The organism is Delftia sp. BGA-UO-ETr-SB1, from assembly GCF_059567865.1.
This window is the reverse complement of record NZ_JCAQOW010000004.1, coordinates 1737949-1756128: the sequence shown is the minus strand read 5'-3', so window position 1 is coordinate 1756128 and position 18180 is coordinate 1737949. Positions and strand designations below refer to the sequence as shown.

General features: G+C 71.1%; 11 protein-coding genes. 9 read left to right on the top strand and 2 right to left on the bottom strand.

Going from position 1 to position 18180, the window contains the following annotated elements; translation table 11 throughout:
• Positions 1-41: 41 nt before the first annotated feature.
• From AC57B5_RS08685 to AC57B5_RS08650, 8 genes are all read left to right on the top strand, one after another.
• Positions 42-2984 carry a DUF4132 domain-containing protein gene (locus AC57B5_RS08685; protein ID WP_496399287.1) on the top strand — a complete coding sequence of 981 codons (2943 nt, stop codon included), beginning with the start codon at positions 42-44 and terminating at the stop codon, positions 2982-2984.
• A 70-nt stretch (positions 2985-3054) separates the two neighbouring features.
• The gene (locus tag AC57B5_RS08680; RefSeq protein WP_496399286.1) at positions 3055-6051 is read left to right on the top strand and encodes a DUF4132 domain-containing protein; all 2997 of its coding nucleotides are present in this window, start codon (positions 3055-3057) and stop codon (positions 6049-6051) included.
• Between the two features lie 23 nt (positions 6052-6074).
• Positions 6075-9002 carry a DUF4132 domain-containing protein gene (locus AC57B5_RS08675; RefSeq protein WP_496399285.1) on the top strand — a complete coding sequence of 976 codons (2928 nt, stop codon included), beginning with the start codon at positions 6075-6077 and terminating at the stop codon, positions 9000-9002.
• Entirely contained in the window at positions 9002-10126 is a 1125-nt protein-coding gene (locus tag AC57B5_RS08670; protein WP_496399284.1) for an ATP-binding protein, read from the top strand. The genes AC57B5_RS08675 and AC57B5_RS08670 overlap by 1 nt, the downstream gene beginning before the upstream one ends.
• Complete coding sequence (locus tag AC57B5_RS08665) at positions 10116-12500, top strand: DUF5682 family protein (protein ID WP_496399283.1); 2385 nt, start codon at positions 10116-10118, stop codon at positions 12498-12500. Before AC57B5_RS08670 ends, AC57B5_RS08665 begins: the two co-directional genes overlap by 11 nt.
• 32 nt (positions 12501-12532) lie before the next feature.
• Positions 12533-13726, top strand: a complete 1194-nt coding sequence (locus AC57B5_RS08660; RefSeq protein ID WP_496399282.1) for a VWA domain-containing protein — start codon at positions 12533-12535, stop codon at positions 13724-13726.
• Positions 13723-15411: an SWIM zinc finger family protein gene (locus tag AC57B5_RS08655; protein ID WP_496399281.1), complete on the top strand. Its 1689-nt coding sequence runs from the start codon at positions 13723-13725 to the stop codon at positions 15409-15411. Before AC57B5_RS08660 ends, AC57B5_RS08655 begins: the two co-directional genes overlap by 4 nt.
• Positions 15408-15722, top strand: coding sequence for a hypothetical protein (locus AC57B5_RS08650; RefSeq protein WP_447915563.1), 315 nt, complete (start codon positions 15408-15410; stop codon positions 15720-15722). The genes AC57B5_RS08655 and AC57B5_RS08650 overlap by 4 nt, the downstream gene beginning before the upstream one ends.
• Here the strand turns inward: AC57B5_RS08650 and AC57B5_RS08645 are convergent.
• Together AC57B5_RS08645 and AC57B5_RS08640 are read right to left on the bottom strand one after the other, a co-directional pair.
• Complete coding sequence (locus tag AC57B5_RS08645) at positions 15707-16534, bottom strand: isocitrate lyase/PEP mutase family protein (protein WP_496399280.1); 828 nt, start codon at positions 16532-16534, stop codon at positions 15707-15709. The two genes, AC57B5_RS08650 and AC57B5_RS08645, sit on opposite strands and share 16 nt — an antisense overlap.
• Positions 16535-16554: 20 nt before the next feature.
• Complete coding sequence (locus AC57B5_RS08640; protein WP_496399279.1) at positions 16555-17736, bottom strand: alpha/beta hydrolase family protein; 1182 nt, start codon at positions 17734-17736, stop codon at positions 16555-16557.
• A 100-nt stretch (positions 17737-17836) separates the two neighbouring features.
• On the opposite strand from AC57B5_RS08640, the gene AC57B5_RS08635 reads away from it, so the two are divergent.
• Entirely contained in the window at positions 17837-18163 is a 327-nt protein-coding gene (locus tag AC57B5_RS08635) for a 7(1) septoil knot domain-containing protein (RefSeq protein WP_225971107.1), read from the top strand.
• The last annotated feature ends 17 nt before the right edge of the window (positions 18164-18180 follow it).

The window sequence follows — 18180 nt, the reverse complement described above, 5'->3', positions numbered from 1 at the left end:
CCTGGTTTGCGGCTGCCCACATTGTTCATCTCCTCATCTTTATGAGCACTACCGATCTTCACGCAGCTTCCCTGAGCGATCTCTATGACCGGCTGCATGAAAGCCTCAGCGACGAGGCCTTTGCCGCCGAACTCGACGCCCGCCTGCATGACGGGCGGGCCGACGAGGCATGCACCTTCCTGCGTGGCTGCGAGGAGCGTTGTCTCAACATCCTGGGGCATCTGAGCGGCAGCGACGCACCCTGGTCGCGTGACGGCGATCGCTGGCTGGCCTTTGCGCGGCTCACCGTGCCGCGCGGCCATGTGCTGTCGGGCCGCAGCGAGGAGCTGACCAATGCCCATGTGGCTGCCGAAGTGCGGGTGCTGGCCGAGCAATGGCTGGCCCACGCCCGCAGCGCCGACCTGCCTGTGTACAAGGGCATAGGCTTGGTGCTCGGCAGCCTGCTGCCCTGGCTCAGTTATCCCGGCATGCCCTATGACGAGGTGACGTCCACGCTGGACTGGGCGCTGGCGCTGCGCGAGGAGGCCGGGTTCCGCCGCAACCATGAGTACCACGCGGCCTGGAAGCCCCTGGTCGCCCAGCTGAACGATGCCGACCTGCTGCGCTACGCCGCCGTGGGCGGCAAGCTGTTCGACGATGTGCTGGACCACTACCGCAACGATCGCCAGCCCGGGCAACCCAAGGGCCAGGGCTGGAAGGACTGGCTGCCTTTCTTTGCCGAGCATCCCCAGCTCTTCGACAAATCCTACATAGATGATCCCGACCTGATCGGGCAACGCTGGGCCAGTGCCGGCGCGCCCCGGCGAGAGGAACTGGCCGCGCTGCTGCTCAGCCAATTGACCTACTCCCAGCGCGCCGAGCGGACGAGCGCATTGCAATTGCTGGACCGCCTGATGGCAGAGGATCCCGCGCCCTTTGCCAAGCAGCTGCGTGAGAACGGCCGCTACCAGATCAGCCTGGCGCTGGCCATGCATGTCATGAAGCACGACGATGCCGCCTTGCTGCCCCTGCTGCTGCCCGCCATGGCCCAGCGCTGCGACCGCGAGGACGAACTGCGCCGCTACCGCAGCGTGATCCGCGAACTGGTGACCCGCCGCCCGGCCGATCTGGCCGAGGTGCCTGTCAAGGACCTGGTCAATGTGCTGCCCGTGCTCGACACCGCCAGCCTGAAGGCCGCGCTGCCCACCTTGACCCCGCTCATCGCAGGCAGCAGCGCAAAAGGCCTGCGCGCCGCCATGGCCGGTCTGGCCGCCCATATTCCGCTGGCCAGCTTGGTGGATGCCGGCTGGCTGAACAAGCCGCCCAAGAACCTGCTGCTGACCTGCCGCGACGTGCTGCTGGCCCACCCCGACCCCGCTGTCGGTCCCTTGCTGGCGCAGTTGCTGGCCGGCGGCAAGCTGGATGCGGCCTCGGCCAGCAGCGTGCAGCAGCGGCTGCAGCAGTTGGGCCTGACAGGGCAGGGCGCCTCGACATCGGAAGAAAGCCAGGCAGATGCCGCATCGCCAGCGTCTGCCGCTGGCGGCGTGGATCTGGAAGCCCAGCTCGCCTCCATCAAGCGCCTGAGCGCGGCCATCAAGCCTTTTGACACGCCCGAGCTGCTGGCGCTGTGCGCGCCGCTGTCCGAACACGCGGCCCGCGTGCTGCTGCACGTATCCGCCATTGCCGAAGGCGGCCTGCCGCCGCTGGCCGGCGAGCTGCTGGCGCGCATTCCGGCCGACAACCGTGCCCGCCTGGCGCTGGCCATGGTGCAGCAATGGATTGCTTCCGAGGGCGAGCCCAAGCAGCGCTGGGCGCTCAGGCTGCTGCCCGGCCATGCCGATGACCGCGTGGTCGATGCGCTGGTGTCCGCCGTCCAGGCCTGGAACCGCCCGCGCCTGCAGCGCGCGGCCGCCGCCGTGGAGCATCTGGGCGAGGTGGACAGCCTCTACGCTCTGCTGCGCGTGCAGGAGATCTCCGAGTCGCGCTCGCTCAAGGACCAGGTGCAGCGCACGGCGCGCAGCGCCCTGCGCGCTGCCGCCGCGCGCCGCAAGATGAGCGTGCCCGAACTCTTCGACGAGCTGACGCCGGACTTCGGCCTGGGCCAGGGCCTGACGGTCACGGTCGGGCCGCAGAGCTACCGCGTGGAGCTGCAGGGCGATCTGAGCCTGCGCGTCATCAACGACAAGAACAAGGCCAGCAAGACCATTCCTGCGGTCAAGGACGAGGCGCTCAAGCCCGAATGGGAGGCCGCCACCGCGCAGCTCAAGACCCTCGCCACCAGCCTCAAGACCGTGGTCAAGCAGCAGGCGCCGCGCATGCTGGCGGCCCTGGTCAGCGGCAAGCGCTGGCCGCTGGATCGCTGGCAGCGGCTGTTCGTGGCCCACCCGCTGCTGCGCATCGTGGGGCGCAGCCTGATCTGGCGCGCAGAGGATGCGCCGGGCCTGGCGCGCACCAGCTTCCGCCTGGCCGAGGATTTCTCGCTGGTCGATGTGGAGGATGAAACCGTGGCCCTGCCGGCAGGCTGCAGCATCAGCCTCTGGCATCCGGCCACGGCCCAGCCCGGCGAGCGCGAAGCCTGGCAAACCTACATGGCCGACTATGAGCTGGAGCCCCTGGTTGACCAGCTGGGCGCCTGCGCCGAGCAGCCCGCGCCAGGCCAGTTCAAGAACGGCATGCTGCTGCCGCCCGCGCCGATCACGCTGGCGCAGGAGCAGCTCGGCGGCCTGCTCAAGAAGTTCGGCTACCGGCCCGGCCCCGTGGGCGATGGCCCCAGCATCAATGAGCATGTGTGGCGCCTGCCCGCGCTTGAGCTGAGCCTGGAGCTGTCGCACGGCTATTTCCCGCCCTACCTGGACCTGGGCCTGCCCGTGGCCGTGGAAGGCCTGCGCGTGCACGACCTGAGCAAGGAATACGGGGCCAGCGCCGACCCGGCGCGGCTGCCCAAGCCGCTGCTGGCCACGCTGCAAGGCCAGTGGCTGGCCCTGGCGGCCAAGGCGGCTGCCTGAGCCTTTGTGAACCTTTGCTCCCTTGAAACGTTGGCCGCCCGACCGCCCATCACCCAAGACTCCACAGACCATGAGCAACAACGAGACAGCAGTGCTTCCCCTGCAGGCTTTGTACGAACTGCACACGGCCGCGCCGGCCGGGCGCGAGGGCATGCCGGCCTTTGCCGCCGAACTGGCAAAGCGCCTGGCCCAGGGGCGCGATGCCGAGGTGGCGGACTTCCTGCGCGACAGCAGCAGCCTGTGCCAGGAACGGCTGCACCAGCTGCCCGGCGAGCATGCGCCCTGGCAGCGCGACCACGCGCTGTGGCTGGCGCTGGCGCGCATCAGCCTTCCGCTGGGACAGTTCTATGGGGGCAACTCGGGCGTGCCCCGGCGCAGTGCCGAGCTGACCGCAGAGCTGACGGCACTGGCCCGCGCCTGGCTGGATGACTGGGGCAGCCGCACCCACCAGCCCTGGAGATTGCGCGATGGCTACGACCTCGTGCTCAGGCAGGTGTTTGGCATGCTGGGCCATGAAGGCATGTCCAGTGCCGAGATCACCGGCCTGCTGCGCTGGGCGCGGGAACTGAGCGCAAAGGCCGGCATTGCGCCCGGCGCGCAGTACTACTGCCACTGGCAGCACCTGCTGCACCAGCTGCCCGAGCCCGAACTGCTGGCCATGGCCATCGAGGACGGCGGCGGCCAGCTCAGCCGCGACATCGTCCAACGCCAGCTGCCGCTGCAGCGCACGCGGCCTGCAGCGCAGCGCTGGGCGCTGTGGCGGGATTTTTTTGCGCAATTCCCCACCGTGCTTGACCAGCTGCGCCTGCCCGAACCCGTGCTGATCGCATCGCGCTGGGAAACGGCCGATGCCGCGCGCCGCGACCTGCTGGCCCAGGACCTGTTCAAGGCCTTGTGCTTTGCCTCGGACGATGACTGGCCGCATGACCGTGCCCTGGTGGAGCGCATGCTGCAGACCGATGCCGCACCGCTGGTCGCCTGGTTCAAGCAACTGGGCCACCTGGCGATCAATCCCGTCGTGGCGCAGCGGCTGTGGGACGCCCGGTGGCCGGCCCTGCTGCCGCTGCTATTGCCGGCCTGCGCAGACGGCTGCAAGCACGAATCCGACCGCGCCGGCTACGCCCCGGTGGCCGAGACCCTGCTGGCCGATCGCCCTGGCGACCTGGCCCGGCTGGCCGCCGGCCCGCTCACGCACCTGCTGCCCGCGCTGCGCGTGGACACGCTGCAGCGGCTGCTGCCGCAACTGGGCAAGGCCGCCTCCAGCAGTGCCTCCAAGGGCTTGCGTGCGGCGCTAGCCCAGGCCCTGTCTGCCCTGCCCGTGGATGCGCCCCAGGCCGCCGGCTGGCTGGCCAAGCCCAACAAGAACCTGGTGCTGGCCTACCGCGATGTGCTGGTGGCCCATCCTGATCCGGCGTCTGGCAGCCTGCTGTCGGCACTGCTGTCCGGTGGATTGCTGGAGGTGGCCGAGCAAGGCCCGGTGCAGGCGCGCCTGAAGGATCTGGGTGCCGCAGCCCCGGTTGCGGACGCAGCCAGGCCACCTGCCGGCGAGGCCGCGCCGGCAGGCAGCTATGGTGCCGGCTCCCTGGCAGAGCTTGAAGCCCAGGCCGCCAGCCTGCAGCGCCTGTCGCCCGCCATTGCCGCGCTGGACCAGCCGGCGCTGCTGGACCTGCTCGCGCCCCTGTCGGCCCAGGCCGCGCGCGCGCTGCTGCACCTGGCGGCCACCAGCCCGCAGGAGCTGCCGGCGCTGGCCCACCACCTGCTGGCCCAGGCCAGCGCCGAGAATCGCGCGCGGCTGGCCCAGGCCCTGGTCCAGCACTGGGTGGCTGCCGATGGCGCGCCCGAATCGCGCTGGGTGCTCAAGCTGCTGCCCGGCGCGGCGGACGACCGCATCGTCGATGTGCTGTCCTCGGCCGCCCTGGCCTGGCACAAGACGCGCAAGGAGCGTGCCGTGGTCGCGCTGCAGCAGCTGGGCCGGCTCGACACCGTCTACGCCCTGTCCTGCGTGCAGGCCCTGGCCACCGGCAAGACGCTCAAGCCCAGCGTGCTGGCCGCCGCGCAGGCCGTGCTGGCCGAGGCCGCCACGCGGCGCGGCATGGCGCTGGCCGACCTCAGTGATGAGCTGACCCCGGACTTCGACCTGGGCCGGGGCGTGCAATTGCAGGTGGGCGCGCAGACCTATGACGTGCTGCTGCAGGGCGACCTGTCGCTGCGCCTGCGCACGCCGGCCGGCAAGCTGGCGCGCAGCCTGCCGGCCCTGGCCGACGAGGGCCTGCGCACGGAGTGGGAGGCGGCCGCCGCGCGGCTCAAGACGCTGTCCAAGGGCATCAAGGCCGTGCTGCAGCAGCAGGCGCCGCGCCTGCAGTCCTGCCTGATGCTGGGCCGGCACTGGCCGCTGGACACCTGGCGCCGCCTCTTCCTGGAGCACCCGCTGCTGCGCGTGGTGGCGCAGGGCCTGGTCTGGCGGGTGGAGCCCGCGGCCGGCCAGCCGTTCAGCCTGCGCATTGCCGAGGACCTGTCCCTGGTCGATGCCGAGAGCGACGCGGTGCAACTGCCGGCCGAGGGCCGCATCGCCCTGTGGCACCCCGCGCAGGCCACCGACCAGGAGCGTGCGCAGTGGCGCGAATGCCTGGCCGACTACGGCCTCAAGGCCCTGGTCGAGCAGGTCGATGCGCCCGCCGACCTGCCGCTGGCCAGCCAGTGGCAGCAGGAGCTGCTGCAGCCCCTGGCACCGATACGGCTCACGCAGCAGGCGCTGGACGGCTTGGCAGGGCCATGGCGCTTTCATGCCGGCCCCGTGTGCGATGGCCCCGGCATCTACCTGCACCTGCGGGACTTTGCCGTGCAGCGCTGGCGCGTGGAACTGCTGCACAGCGCGGCCATGCCGTACTACGAGCCCGGCCATGAGATCGACATCGAAGGCTTTGCCCTGCGCGACATGGCCGCCGACCGCCTGCTGCCCCCGGCCGAATGGCCGCTGCCGCTGCAGGCATCGCTGTGCGCCATGCTCCAGGCCCTGGCCTCGCGCGCTGCGGGCGCGGCAGCCGCAGCAGGTGCAGCCCAGGTTTGACTCCCTCCAGAACCCCTGAATCCATGACCTCTTCGACCCTAGAACACACCGACCAGGCCACGCTGGAGGAAATGAGCGCCTCGCTGCCGCCCGCCGAACTGGTCCAGGTGCTGGCCAGCCGCATGCGCGCGGGCCGGCATGACGAAGTGGGCGCCTTCACGCGCAAGGCCTTCGACGACTATTCCAACCCCATCCGCGCCCTGGGCAACTTCGATCTGCCCTGGACCCATGACCATGAACTGTGGCTGGCCTTCGCGCGGCAGACCATCCCCTTCGGGCGCAGGATCGACGGCAGCCTGGACGGCGACATTCCACGCCACAGCCCCGAGCTTGCGGCCGAGTTCGAGCAGATGGCGCGCGCCAGCCTGGCCCGTCCACCTGCGCCGGACGGCGACAACGACTACCGTGAAATCCGCATCCTGGACATGTTCGGCTGGCTCTGGTACCCGGGCATCAGCCGCGAACGGGTGATGCAGCTGCTGGACTGGGCCGCGGAGCTGAACGTCCAGTCCGGCGCCAGGTATGACAGAGCCGACTGGAAGCTGCTGCTGGGCAGCCTGGACGACCAGGACCTGATGGAGCTGGCCGGGCGCGGCGGCGCGCTCTATGCCGACATCCGCGATGTCTACATGAAGCGGCACCGCGACGTTCCGCACCCGCAGCGCTGCGCGCCCTGGTACGACTTCTACCGCCGCCATCCCGACTGGTTCGACGACAAGCCCATCAACGAAGACCCGGGCCTGATCGCGCTGCGCTGGGACCTGGGCGCCGACGCCCAGCGGCGGCTGGAACTGGTCAACCTGCTGCTGGGCAGGGCGGACCGCGAGCCGGCTGATTACTTCATCCCCATTTTCGACCGCCTGGTGCGTGAGGATGCCGCGCCCTTCGTCGCCTGGATCGAAGGATGGCAGCCCAAGTACCACTTCGATGCGGTGGTCGCCCGCCAGATCTGGACGGCACGCTACCCGGAGCTTTTGCCCCATCTGCTGCGCTGCATATTGCAGGTATCGCGGATTGAGCCCTTCATCGGCCTGCTCAACCAGATGCTGGCCGAGCAGCCCGACTATCTGCGCGAGATTCCCACCGTGCGCCTGGCCCCGCTGCTGGCGCAGCTGGACCCGGCCATGCTGCATGCCCGGCTGCCCCTGCTGGGCGAACTGCTGGCGGCCAGCAGCTCGCGGGCGCTGCGCGAAGCGGTGGCGCGCTTCATGCAAGGGCTGGATGCGCAGGCCGTAGGCGCTGTCTTCGAGTCCAACGCCTGGCTGCAGCGGCGCGAGAAGGCGATGCAGCTGGCCTGCCGCGACATCCTGCTGGCCCATCCCGATCCCGGGGTCGCGCCGCTGCTGCAGGCGCTGCTGCGCACGGGCCTGGACCTGGGCTCCGAAAGCATGGTCGAGGGCCGGCTGCTGGCCCTGGGTGTCCCAGTGCCGGGCGCTCTGACCGTGGCGCAGGGGGAGGGGGGCCGGGTCCCGCTCGATGCGCTGGAGTCCCGCGTGGCGCGCTTCAAGCGCTTTTCCAGCAGCATCAAGGCCTATGACCAGCCAGAGACCCTGGCGCTGTTCGCGCCGCTGTCCGGGCATGCGGCCCGCACCGTGCTGCACCTGGTGTCCACGGCCGAGGAAGAGCTGCCGCCGCTGGTGGAGCAGTTGCTGGCCCATGTGCCGGCCGAAAGCCGCGCCCAGCTGTCCCTGCACCTGGTCAATGCCTGGGTGGCCCTGGAGGGCGAGCCCAAGGCGCGCTGGGCGCTGCGACTGGCCAACGGCCATGTCGACGACCGCCTGGTGCAGACCCTGGTGGCCGCCGTGAAGGCCTGGGGCTGGAGCAAGAAGCTGCGCGCCATCATCGCCGTGGAGCAGCTCGGTGCGCTGGACACGCTGTATGCGCTGTCCCAGGTCCAGACCCTGTCCACCTCGCGCAAGCTCAAGGACCTGGTGATTGAAGCCACGCATGACGCGCTCAAGGCGGCCGCCCAGCGGCGCGGCCTGAGCCTGATCGAGCTGTATGACGAGCTGACGCCCGATTTCGGCCTGGGCGGCGAAGGCCTGGTGCTGGAGGTGGGCTCGCAGCGCTACCGCCTGCAGCTGCAGGGCGACCTGAGCCTGCGCGTGGTGGGCGACAAGGGCAAGGCCTCCAAGACCCTGCCTGCGCTCAAGGACGAATCGCTGCGCCTGCAGTGGAATGCGGCCCAGGCCGAATTCAAGACCGTTGCCGCTGGCGTCAAGGCCATCGCCAGGCAGCAGGTGCCGCGCCTGGGTACCGCCTTCATGACGGGCCAGCGCTGGTCCGTCCCGCGCTGGCGCAGATTGTTCCTGCTGCATCCCCTGCTGCGCATCGTGGGCCGCAGCCTGATCTGGCGGCTGGAGCAGGGCGCGAGCTTTCGCATTGCCGAGGACTTTTCCCTGCTCGACGCCAAAGACGATGCCGTGGAGCTGCCCGACGATGCGCAGGTGCTGCTCTGGCATCCGGTCGATGCCGCAGCGGGCGAGGTTGAGGCCTGGCGCACCTGCCTGGCCGACTACGAGCTGCAGCCGCTGATCGACCAGCTGAACGCAGGCGCACAACTGCCCGAAGCCGGGCAGTGGAAGAACCATGCCCTGCACCCCGCCGGCCCGCTGCAGATACGCCAGGGCGCGCTGTCCGGCCTGCTGGCCAAGTGGAACTACCGCCCCGGCCCCGTGGGGGACGGCCCCGGCATCTACGAGCACAAGCTGGACCTGGCAGGCCCGCAGCTGTACATCGAACTCCACCACGGGCGCTACCTGCCGTTCATGGACCTGGACAACCGCGTGGACATCACCCATGCCGTGGTCTACGACAGCAGCCATCGCGGCGAAGATGGCCGCTGGCCCCGGCTGCAGCCGCAGCAGTGGCCGCGCGCGCTGCAGGCCACGCTGATGGCGCAGTTCGCGGCCATCGCCGCCAAATCGGCCAGCACCAAAGAGAGCGACTGATGGCCACCAAACGCATTGCAGCGGCCACCCCGGAGCCTGCCGCCCAGCGGCTGCCGGCCGAGATGGCCCACGCCCAGGAACTCGCGGCCCTGCAGGCCGCCGACCAGGGCCCGCGCCCCGACGGCTGGCGCTTGAGCCCGCGCTCCGTGCGGCGCTTCATCCTGGGCGGTGCGGAACCTGACGGCGGCGGACCGGCCATCGCGCGCAAGATCCACGGCAACGATGCCCTGGTCGAGCGCGCCATCGTCACCCTGGCCGGCCAGCGCGGCCTGATGCTGGTGGGCGAGCCGGGCACGGCCAAGTCCCTGCTGTCCGAGCTGCTGGCCGCCGCCATCAGCGGCGACAGCAAGCTCACCGTGCAGGGCGGTGCCGGCGTGGTGGAGGAGCAGATCCGCTATGGCTGGAACTACGCCCTGCTGCTGCGCGACGGCCCTGGCCCCGAAGCCCTGGTGCCCGGCCCGCTGCACCGCGCCATGGGGGAAGGGCGGCTGCTGCGTTTCGAGGAAATCACGCGCTGCTCCACCGAAGTGCAGGACTGCATGGTGCCCGTGCTCTCCGAGCGGCTGCTGCAGATTCCCGAACTCAAGCACGAGCAGCCCTGGCTGCTGGCACGGCCGGGCTTCAATGTGATTGCCACGGCCAACCTGCGCGATCGCGGCGTCAACGAGATGTCGGCCGCGCTCAAGCGCCGCTTCAACTTCGAGACCATGCGCCCGCTCGAAGGCGTGGCCGCGCAGGCCGCGCTGATAGGGCAGGAGGTGGGCCGCGCACTGGCGCAGCAGCGCATCGGCACCACCGTCGCGCCCGATGTGCTGGCCCTGCTGGCCACGGCCTTCCAGGAGCTGCGCAGCGGCAGCGTGGAGGGCACGGCCGTGGAGCGGCCGGGCACCGTGCTGTCCACGGCCGAGGCCATCGACGTGGCCTTCAACGCCGCCTGCCAGTGCTGGTACTTCGGGCAGGAGCAGGTGGGACCGGCCCACCTGGCGCGCCACCTGCTGGGCACGGTGATCAAGGACGACGACGAGGACCGGCGCCGTTTCGCCGAATACCTGCGCGTGTTGGCACGCCAGCGCGCAGGGCAGCCGCAGTGGCAGGACTTTGTCGCAGGCGGCCGTGAGCACTGACGCTGCCGCGTGGCTGGCGCCGCTGCCGCAGCTGCGCCTGGTGCCCGTGCGCCACCACAGCCCGCGCTGCGCCCACCACCTGCGCGCGCTGATGCGCGAGTTCAAGCCCACCCACGTGCTGATCGAAGGCCCGGGCGAGCTCGATGCCCTGCTGCCCGCGCTGCAGCACGCCCAGGCGCGTCCCCCGCTGGCCGCCTACCTGCATGCGGCCATGGCCGGGCCCGGCGCGGCCGAGCAAGACTGGCGCTGCCGTTGCTATGTGCCCTTTGCCGCCTTCTCGCCCGAATGGGTGGCCCTGCGCGAGGCGGCGCGGCTGCGCAGCGCCGTGCGCTTCATCGACCTGCCCTATGCCGACAGGCTGGCGCAGGCCGCGCAGCTGGACTACTTCGCCTGCGCGCCCGAACCCCTGCTGGCCGACGAGCCCGCGCGGCGCGCGCCCGACGTGCTGGCCGGCCTCATCCAGGCCAGCGGCTGCCGCGATTTCGACGAATGGTGGGACCGGCATTACGAATCAGGCAACGAGGACGCCTCGCCCCAGGCGTACTTTGCCGGCGTGCTGGCCTTCAGCCAGCTGCTGCGCGAGCAAGGCGCGGACGGCGGCGGCATGGATGCCGAGGACCTGGCGCGCGAGGCCCACATGGCCGCCCAGGTCAGCGCGGCCCTGGCCGAAGGCGGGCGCTGCCTGGTGGTCTGCGGCGGCTTCCATGTGCCCGGCATCGTTGCCGGCCTCTCGGCCCCCGCCCGGCCTGCGGACGCCAGGCCCGCCATCGATGTGGGCGTGCACCTCATTGCCTACACGCTGCAGCGGCTGGAGCGCGCCAGCGGCTACGCGGCCGGCATGCCCATGCCCGGCTACTACCAGGGCGTATGGCAGGCGCTGGAGCAGGGCGCTTCGCAACCCGATGCCCAGGCCTGGCCCGAGATGGCGGCACGCACCGTGAACAGCCTGCGCGCCCGGGGCATGCCCGCCAGTCTGCCCGATGCGGCCGAGGCCGTGCGCCTGGCCCATGGCCTGGCCGCCTTGCGCGCCTGCCGCGGCGGCCGGGCCGAGCTGCTGGAAGCGCTGGACAGCGCCGTGTTCAAGGAGCATGCCCAGGCCCTGCGACCGCAGCCTATGGTGCAGCAGACCGGGCAGCAGATTGGTCAATGGCTGCTGGACGCCGACGACTACGGCCAGCTGCCACCCAACGCGCCGGCCGCCCCGCTGCTGGTCGATGTGCAGGCTTTCTGCCTGCGCCACCGCCTGCCCGTGCGGCCTGCCGCACCCGTGCGCAAGGAGCTGGACATCTACCGCAGCGCGCGCCACCGCCGGCTGTCGCAGGGGCTGCACCGCCTGTGCTACCTGGGCGTGCCCTATGGGCAGCGCCTGGCCGGGCCGGACTTCGTGGCGGGCACGGGCCTGGCGCGTGTGCGCGAGGTCTGGACGCTGGGCTGGCAGGTCGAGACCACGGTGGCCCTGACCGAGGCCATGTGCCACGGCTCCAGCCTGGAGGAAGCCGCGGTGCACCTCGTGCGCGAGCGCCTGGCGCAGACGGCCCACACGGAGCCCGCGCAGCGCGTGCTGGAGGTGCTGGTCATGGGGCTGGACGGCATCGCCCAGCAGGTGCTGGACACCGTGCAGGCCTGGATGGAGCGCAGCCACGACGCGCTGGCCCTGGCCCGCGCCACGGGCTGCCTGGCCCTGGCCTACGAGGCCCGCCATGCGCTGGGCGGCGTGGGCCTGGCGCTGCTGCGGCGCTGCTTTGCCCAGGCCTGCCTGCGCCTGCCCTGGCTGGGCGAGGGCGATGCATCCCAGCAGGCACAGTCCCTGGATGCCCTGGCCGATCTGCACGGCATGGTCTGCCGCCACGCGCCCTGGGCCGACGCCGGCCTGTTCCATGATGCCTGTGCCGCCCTGCATGAGGCAGGCGCCGACAGCACGCCCGCGCGCGTGCGCGGCGCCACGGCCGGCATTCTGAGCATGGCCGGCCGCTGGCAGATCGCGCAGACCGATGCCGCCCTGCGCGCCATGCTGGGCCTGGCGCAGGTCGATGGCGCCGCCATGGGCGAATACCTGCAGGGCTTTGTGCGCGTGGCCAAGGGCTGGCTGCTCAGCCATCCGCCGCTGCTGCGCCTGCTCAGTGACGGCATTGCGCACTGGCCGGAAGACGCCTTCCTGGCCGGCCTGCCGGCCTTGCGGCTGGCCTTTGCCCAGCTGACCCGTGCCGAACTGCGGCAGCTGGCCGGGCGGCTGGCGGGTCTGTCGGGCGCGGCCACGCCACCCGGCGCAACCACACTGGCCTCCGTGCATCTGCCAACGGACGAGGCCCTGGCGCACAGCCGCGCCTTGGCGGCCCAGGTGGGCCGGCTGCTGCAACCCTGGGGACTGTCATGAGCCGGGAAGATCCGCCAATGCACGAGCCGCCAATGCAGGAACAGGCAATCGATGCCGCCACCCTGCGGCGCTGGCGCCTCATCCTCGGGCCCGAGGCCGCCCAGCCCTTGGCTGCCGCGCAGCCGCTCGATGACGCCGATGCGCGCCGCGACGCGGCACTGGACTATCTCTACCAGCGCGAGCACCGCCTGCGCGAGCAGCCCGACGGTGCAGGCACCGACGCCTGGCAGGGCACAGGCGGGCTGTCCGCGCGCCAGGGCGGCAGCGGCGTGCCCGAGCCCCAGGCCGTGCACTGGCTGGGCGAGGTGCGCGACCTGTTCCCGCGCAGCGCCGTGGAAACGCTGCAGCGCGATGCGCTGTCGCGCTATGGGCTCCATGGCCTGCTCAGTGATCCCCTGGTCCTGGCCGAGGCCACGCCCAGCATCGAGCTGGTGGCCGCCTTGATGGCGGTGCGCGCCAGCCTGCCCCCCGAGGTGCTGGCCGAGGCCCGCCGGCTGGTGGCGCGCGTGGTGGCCGATCTGCAGGCGCGGCTGTCCTCGCGCGTGCACTCGGCCCTGGGGCGGCGGCGCAGGCGCCGCAGTAGCCGGGGCCAGGGGCAGATGAGCGATCTGGACTGGCCGCGCACCCTGCGCCACAACCTGCGCCACTACCAGAGCGAGGAGCAGGTGCTGGTGCTGGAGCGCCTGTTCTTCAGGGAGAACGAAGCACAGCGCCTGACCTGGGACCTGTGGCTGGTGGTGGACCAGAGCGGGTCCATGCATGAATCCGTCATCCACAGCGCCGTCATGGGCAGCATCTTTGCGCGCGTGCGCGCCCTGCGCACCCATGTGCTGCTGTTCTCCGATGCGGTGGCCGATGTCACCGGCCAGCTGCATGCGCCCGAAGAGCTGCTGCTGGGCGCGCAACTGGGCGGGGGCACCAACATCGGCGCGGCACTGGCGCATGTGGCCGGGCAGCTTGCCGCGCCGCGCCGCAGCGTGATCGTGCTGATCACCGACCTGTACGAAGGCCATGACGAGGCCCGCGTCGTCGCCGAGACCGAGCGGCTGGTTGCCAGTGGTGCCCGCGTGCTGGTGCTGGCTGCGCTGGACCGCCGCGCCCACCCCGACTATGACCGCGACCTGGCCGCGCAACTGGTGGCGCGCGGCGCCCAGGTTGCCGCCATGACGCCCGACCATCTGGTGGATTGGCTGGCCCGGGCCATGCAGGGAGGGCGGCCCTCATGATGCAGGAATGGCTGCGCACCCTGGACGATGACGCCATTGCCGACTGGGCCAACAAGGGCCTGCTCAAGCGCGGGGCCAAGGCCCTGGCGGCGGTGGATGCAGGGCAGTGGGAACTGGCGGCCAACCAGGCCCGCGCCGGCATCGAAGGCCATGTCCAGACCCTGGCCGGCGCGGGCTTTGCCACGCTGCAATGCAGCTGCCCCGCCTTTGGCCCCTGCCACCATCTGTGCGCCTTGCTGCTGGGCCTGCGGGCGCGGCTGGCCCACGAGACCCCGGCCGATGGCATGGCCCAGGCGCCCGCTGCCCCTTGGCTCGACGGCGATGCCGGCGCCGTGGCCCAGGCCTTTGGAATGGCCGCCCAGCGCAAGGCCCTGCGCTGGATGGCCCAGGGCTTCGAGGCAGTGCTGGAAGAGGCCCCGGCCACGCTGATTGGCGAACTGTCCAACCCCGACGAAGTCACCGTGCGCCTGCCGCGCGCCGGTGGCCTGGCAGCGGCCAGTTGCAGCTGCAAGGCAGCGGCCTGCGCCCACCGCGCCCTGGTGGCTTTGCAGGCCCGGCGCCTGGCGGGCGCACCCATGCCGGAGCTGCCGGCGCATGCGCTGGAAGCCGGCGCACTGCAGCGGCTGGCCCAGGCGCGCCAATGGCTGACCGGCTGGGTGCTGCAGGGCCGTGCCGGCATGAGCCCGGCCTTCCTCGACCAGGGCGAGGCACTGGCCACCGAACTGCGCCAGGCCGACCTGCCGCGCCCTGCCAGCGTGCTCAACCTGCTGGTACGCGCCTTGCGTGACGAGCGCGCAGGGCGTGCCGGTGCGGCCGAACGCGTGGCGCCCTTGCTGGCCGCGCTGTGGATGCTGCTGCGCGGCCTGGCGCAACAGACCATGCCACGGCCCCTGAGCGAACTGGCGGGCGTGCACAGGCGCAGCTACCGGCGCGTGCAAGGCCTTTGCCTGCACGCCGTGGCAGCCGAGCTATGGCATGCGCGCGGCGGGCAGCGCGGGTTTTCCGTGCATTTGCAGGACGCGGCCAGCGGTCGGTATCTGACCTGGTCCGCATCGCGCGCCGAAGGCTTCGACCCGGAGTGGGAACCGGCCGGGGCGCTGGACTCGGAAACCCTGGGCGGCCTCACCGCAAGGCAGCTGCTGCAAGGCCCCCATGTGCTGCTGGACGGCTGGGCCAGCGACGATGGCCGCCTGTCGGCGCGCGACGCCACGCGGCTGGCACCGGCCCAGACGACCGGCCCGCTGCCGATCCAGGTGACCAGCCCGCTGCCGGTGGCCGACGATCCCCAGGCCCTGCTGCAGCGCCATCTGCAGGAGCTGCATGCCGACCCCTGGCGCCAGCAGCCGCCCCTTTGGGCACGGCTGCAGGTGGCCGGCAGCGGCCTGGCGCAGCGTGACGAGCTGCTGCAGCGCTGGACGATTGCATTGCAGTCGCCGGTGCCCGGGCCTTCCTTGTCCCTGGTGGGCGATCTGCACGGCATGCAGGGCAGGGCGGGTGAGGCACTGCGCAGGGAGCTGGCGCGCGGCCGCGTGCTGCAGGAAGTCTTTGGCCGCGTGGAATTTGTGGCAGGGCAGCTGCAGATTGCCGTGGCTTCCGTGCGCTGGCAGGACAGCGTGGACTGGCACCATCCCAGCACGGCCTGGCCGGCGCCGCTTGCCGAAGTCGGTTTGGAGAAGGCTCCATGAGCAATTCAAGCAAAGCAAGCAACGGGAGCACCACCGCACCGCTGCGCCATTGGCTGGCACAAGGCCAGGCCTGGCTGGCCGACATGCAGGCCGCAGGCCTGGCGGGTGCTGGCGCACCGCTGCTGGCCGCAGGCCGGGCCTGGGCCGACGAGGGCGCGCTGCTGGGCTGGGGCGCCCTGGCAAGGCAGATGGACGGCGTGCTGGACCCGCAGCTGCCGCCGGCGGAGCGCGCGGCCGCCCTGCTCGATATCGCGGTCTGGGTCATGACCGCGCAGCGGCTGCAGGCCGGTGCGGATCAGTCCTTGCCCTGAAAAAACCCATTGAGTTCGGCGCCCGGCGTGGCCTGGGCGAACGCGTCGAAGCGCCCCGTCTCGGCAATGGAGCGCGCCGCATGCAGAAAGCCGCCCCAGGCTGCGCGCGCCAGTGCGCCGCCCACGCTGATGCGGCGCACGCCCATGGCCTCGGCATCCTGCAGGCTCCATTCGCTGGCCCCTCCGATCAGCAGATTCACCGGCTTGGGCGCCACGGCCGCCACCACGGCACGGATCTGCTCGGCGCTGCGGATGCCGGGTGCGTACAGGCAGTCCGCGCCGGCCTCGGCATAGGCCTTGAGCCGGGCCATGGTGTCGTCCAGATCGGGCCGGCCCACGAAGAAATTCTCCGCACGCCCGACCAGCAAGGTGCCGCCACCGGCCTCGTCGATGGCGGCACGGGCGGCGCGCAGCCGGGCCACGGCTTCCTCGATGCTGCGCAAGGGGTTGGCTGCATCGCCCGACGAGTCTTCGATGGACAGGCCCGCCACGCCGGTGTCCACGGCCATGCGCACGCTTTCGGCGACCTCCTGCGGACCCAGGCCGAAGCCGCTTTCAAAGTCCGCATTCACGGGCAGATCGGTGGCCGCGACCAGGCTGCGCAGATGCTCCAGCGTCATCTCGCGGGAGATGGCGCCATCGGGCTGGCCCAGCGACCAGGCATGGCCCGAGCTGGTGCTGGCCAGCGCCTTGAAGCCCAGGCCCTGCAGCATGCGGGCGCTGCCCGCATCCCAGGGATTGGGCAGCACAAAGCAGCCCTGGCGGTGCAGGGCGTGGAAGGTGGCGCGCTTTTGTTCGGTGGTGGGGGTCATGGGGGCACTCCGTTGCGGGGTCAGGGCGCTGGTGGAAACAGCAGGGGCCGCGCGGCCAGGGACGGCAGCACGCAAGCCACATCATGGGCGCAGTCCGGCACCACGACGAAGCGGCGTGGCCGCTGCGGCGCAAGCAGCTCGCGCTCGTAGGCCGCGAAGGCGTGGCCTCGCTGCAGCCGGAACGGGCCTTGCAGCATGGCGGCGCAGGACTTGTCGAGGATGGGATAGAACGCGCCCTTGTCCGCGCTGCTGTCCAGGGCGCCTTCCAGGTAGTCGATCTGCGCGGCCGCATAGCGGGCCCGCGCGGCAGCCGCATCGCGCCCCAGGTGGCCGGGCAGGTCCTGCAGGCCGTACTTCCAGCGGTCATGGCCTGGACAGGCGCTGGCGGCGGGCGGCACCTGGAAGACATAGCTGCACGCCCCCGGAAACGCCGCGCCTGTGCCGCAGGCTGCCCAGTCGGTGCTCTGCCCGGCCATCTGCGGCTGTGGCCGCACGGGATCGAAATACAGCCAGGTGCCCGGGTCGGCGATCACGTAGCGCAAGGTCACGGAGCCCGGCGCATCGGCAGCAAAGGCCACGCTGTGCTGCAGCATCTGCGCCCCTGCCGAAAACCCCGCCAGGGTCACGCTGCGCAGGCCGGGCCAGCGCTGCAAGAGCTCGGCCACCAGCGCATCCAGCGCGGCGAAAGAACCTATCGGATGCGGCCCCAGCGAGGGTTCGCCGGCCAGCCAGCCCGCGCAGGTCCATGCCGCGTCTGCGCTTCCGGCTGCGGGCACGCCACGGCTGTGGCAATGCGCAGCCTGGTCTTCGGGCACCTGGTACAGCGGGGCGATGACCAGGGTGTCCTGCAGCCGCTGCGCGCCTTCGGCGGCCCGCAGGCCGGCCTCGAAGCTGCGGTTGGCATCGCGCGGATGCCCGTGCATCACCACCAGCGCGGACCGGGGCATGGCGCCCTTGCTGGCCCCCGGCGCCTGCGATGCGTAGTAGCGCATGCGCCCCGCATCGCCGGGCAGGTTGAAGGATTGCAGGCAGGCGGTGTCGGCCCGGTGCCTGCAAACGGAAGCATCGGCGGAAGCATCGGCGGATGCAGTGGCAGACGCAGCCGCGGTGACAGGTTCGGGAGCTGGCGCTTGCGCCAGCGCCTCGACCGAGATCGCCAGAAACAGCAAAAGCAGGGAGCGCAGAGGACGGATGGACGGCATGTGCGGGACGTCATTCGCAGGGGTGGGTCGGCCTGCTAGTATGCGGGCGGCCGCAAGCCATGGCCTGGCTTGTTTCTCAAGACCCACTCCCTTGTCGCATATGCCACTTCTGCCGCGTTTCAGCCTTGTCCTTGCCTGTCTCGCACTGCCGGCCTTCGTTCACGCCGCAGACTTCGACAAGAAAAACTGCACCTACAAAGGCATCCGCCTCTACGGCAAGGTCCAGATCGTGCACTCCTTTCCCGACATCAAGGTCCAGGCCACCAGCTCTTTCCCGGACCTCAAGGTCAAGGTGGTGGACTCCTTTGCAGACAGTTGCGGGGAGTGGAAGATCGTCACCTCCTTCCCCGACTTCAAGGTCCAGATGGTCAGTTCCTTCCCGGACCTGAAAGTCGACATGGGCAGCTCGTCGCCCGGCGTGCGATAGCCGCCTGGCACTGTCCA

Excerpts from the sequence above, each read along its gene's own strand:
- AC57B5_RS08670 (WP_496399284.1), top strand. The coding sequence starts at position 9,002 with ATGGCCACCAAACGCATTGCAGCGGCCACCCCGGAGCCTGCCGCCCAG.
- AC57B5_RS08660 (WP_496399282.1), top strand. The coding sequence starts at position 12,533 with ATGCAGGAACAGGCAATCGATGCCGCCACCCTGCGGCGCTGGCGCCTC.
- AC57B5_RS08655 (WP_496399281.1), top strand. The coding sequence starts at position 13,723 with ATGATGCAGGAATGGCTGCGCACCCTGGACGATGACGCCATTGCCGAC.
- AC57B5_RS08680 (WP_496399286.1), top strand. The coding sequence starts at position 3,055 with ATGAGCAACAACGAGACAGCAGTGCTTCCCCTGCAGGCTTTGTACGAA.
- AC57B5_RS08675 (WP_496399285.1), top strand. The coding sequence starts at position 6,075 with ATGACCTCTTCGACCCTAGAACACACCGACCAGGCCACGCTGGAGGAA.
- AC57B5_RS08640 (WP_496399279.1), bottom strand. The coding sequence starts at position 17,736 with ATGCCGTCCATCCGTCCTCTGCGCTCCCTGCTTTTGCTGTTTCTGGCG.
- AC57B5_RS08645 (WP_496399280.1), bottom strand. The coding sequence starts at position 16,534 with ATGACCCCCACCACCGAACAAAAGCGCGCCACCTTCCACGCCCTGCAC.
- AC57B5_RS08685 (WP_496399287.1), top strand. The coding sequence starts at position 42 with ATGAGCACTACCGATCTTCACGCAGCTTCCCTGAGCGATCTCTATGAC.
- AC57B5_RS08650 (WP_447915563.1), top strand. The coding sequence starts at position 15,408 with ATGAGCAATTCAAGCAAAGCAAGCAACGGGAGCACCACCGCACCGCTG.
- AC57B5_RS08635 (WP_225971107.1), top strand. The coding sequence starts at position 17,837 with ATGCCACTTCTGCCGCGTTTCAGCCTTGTCCTTGCCTGTCTCGCACTG.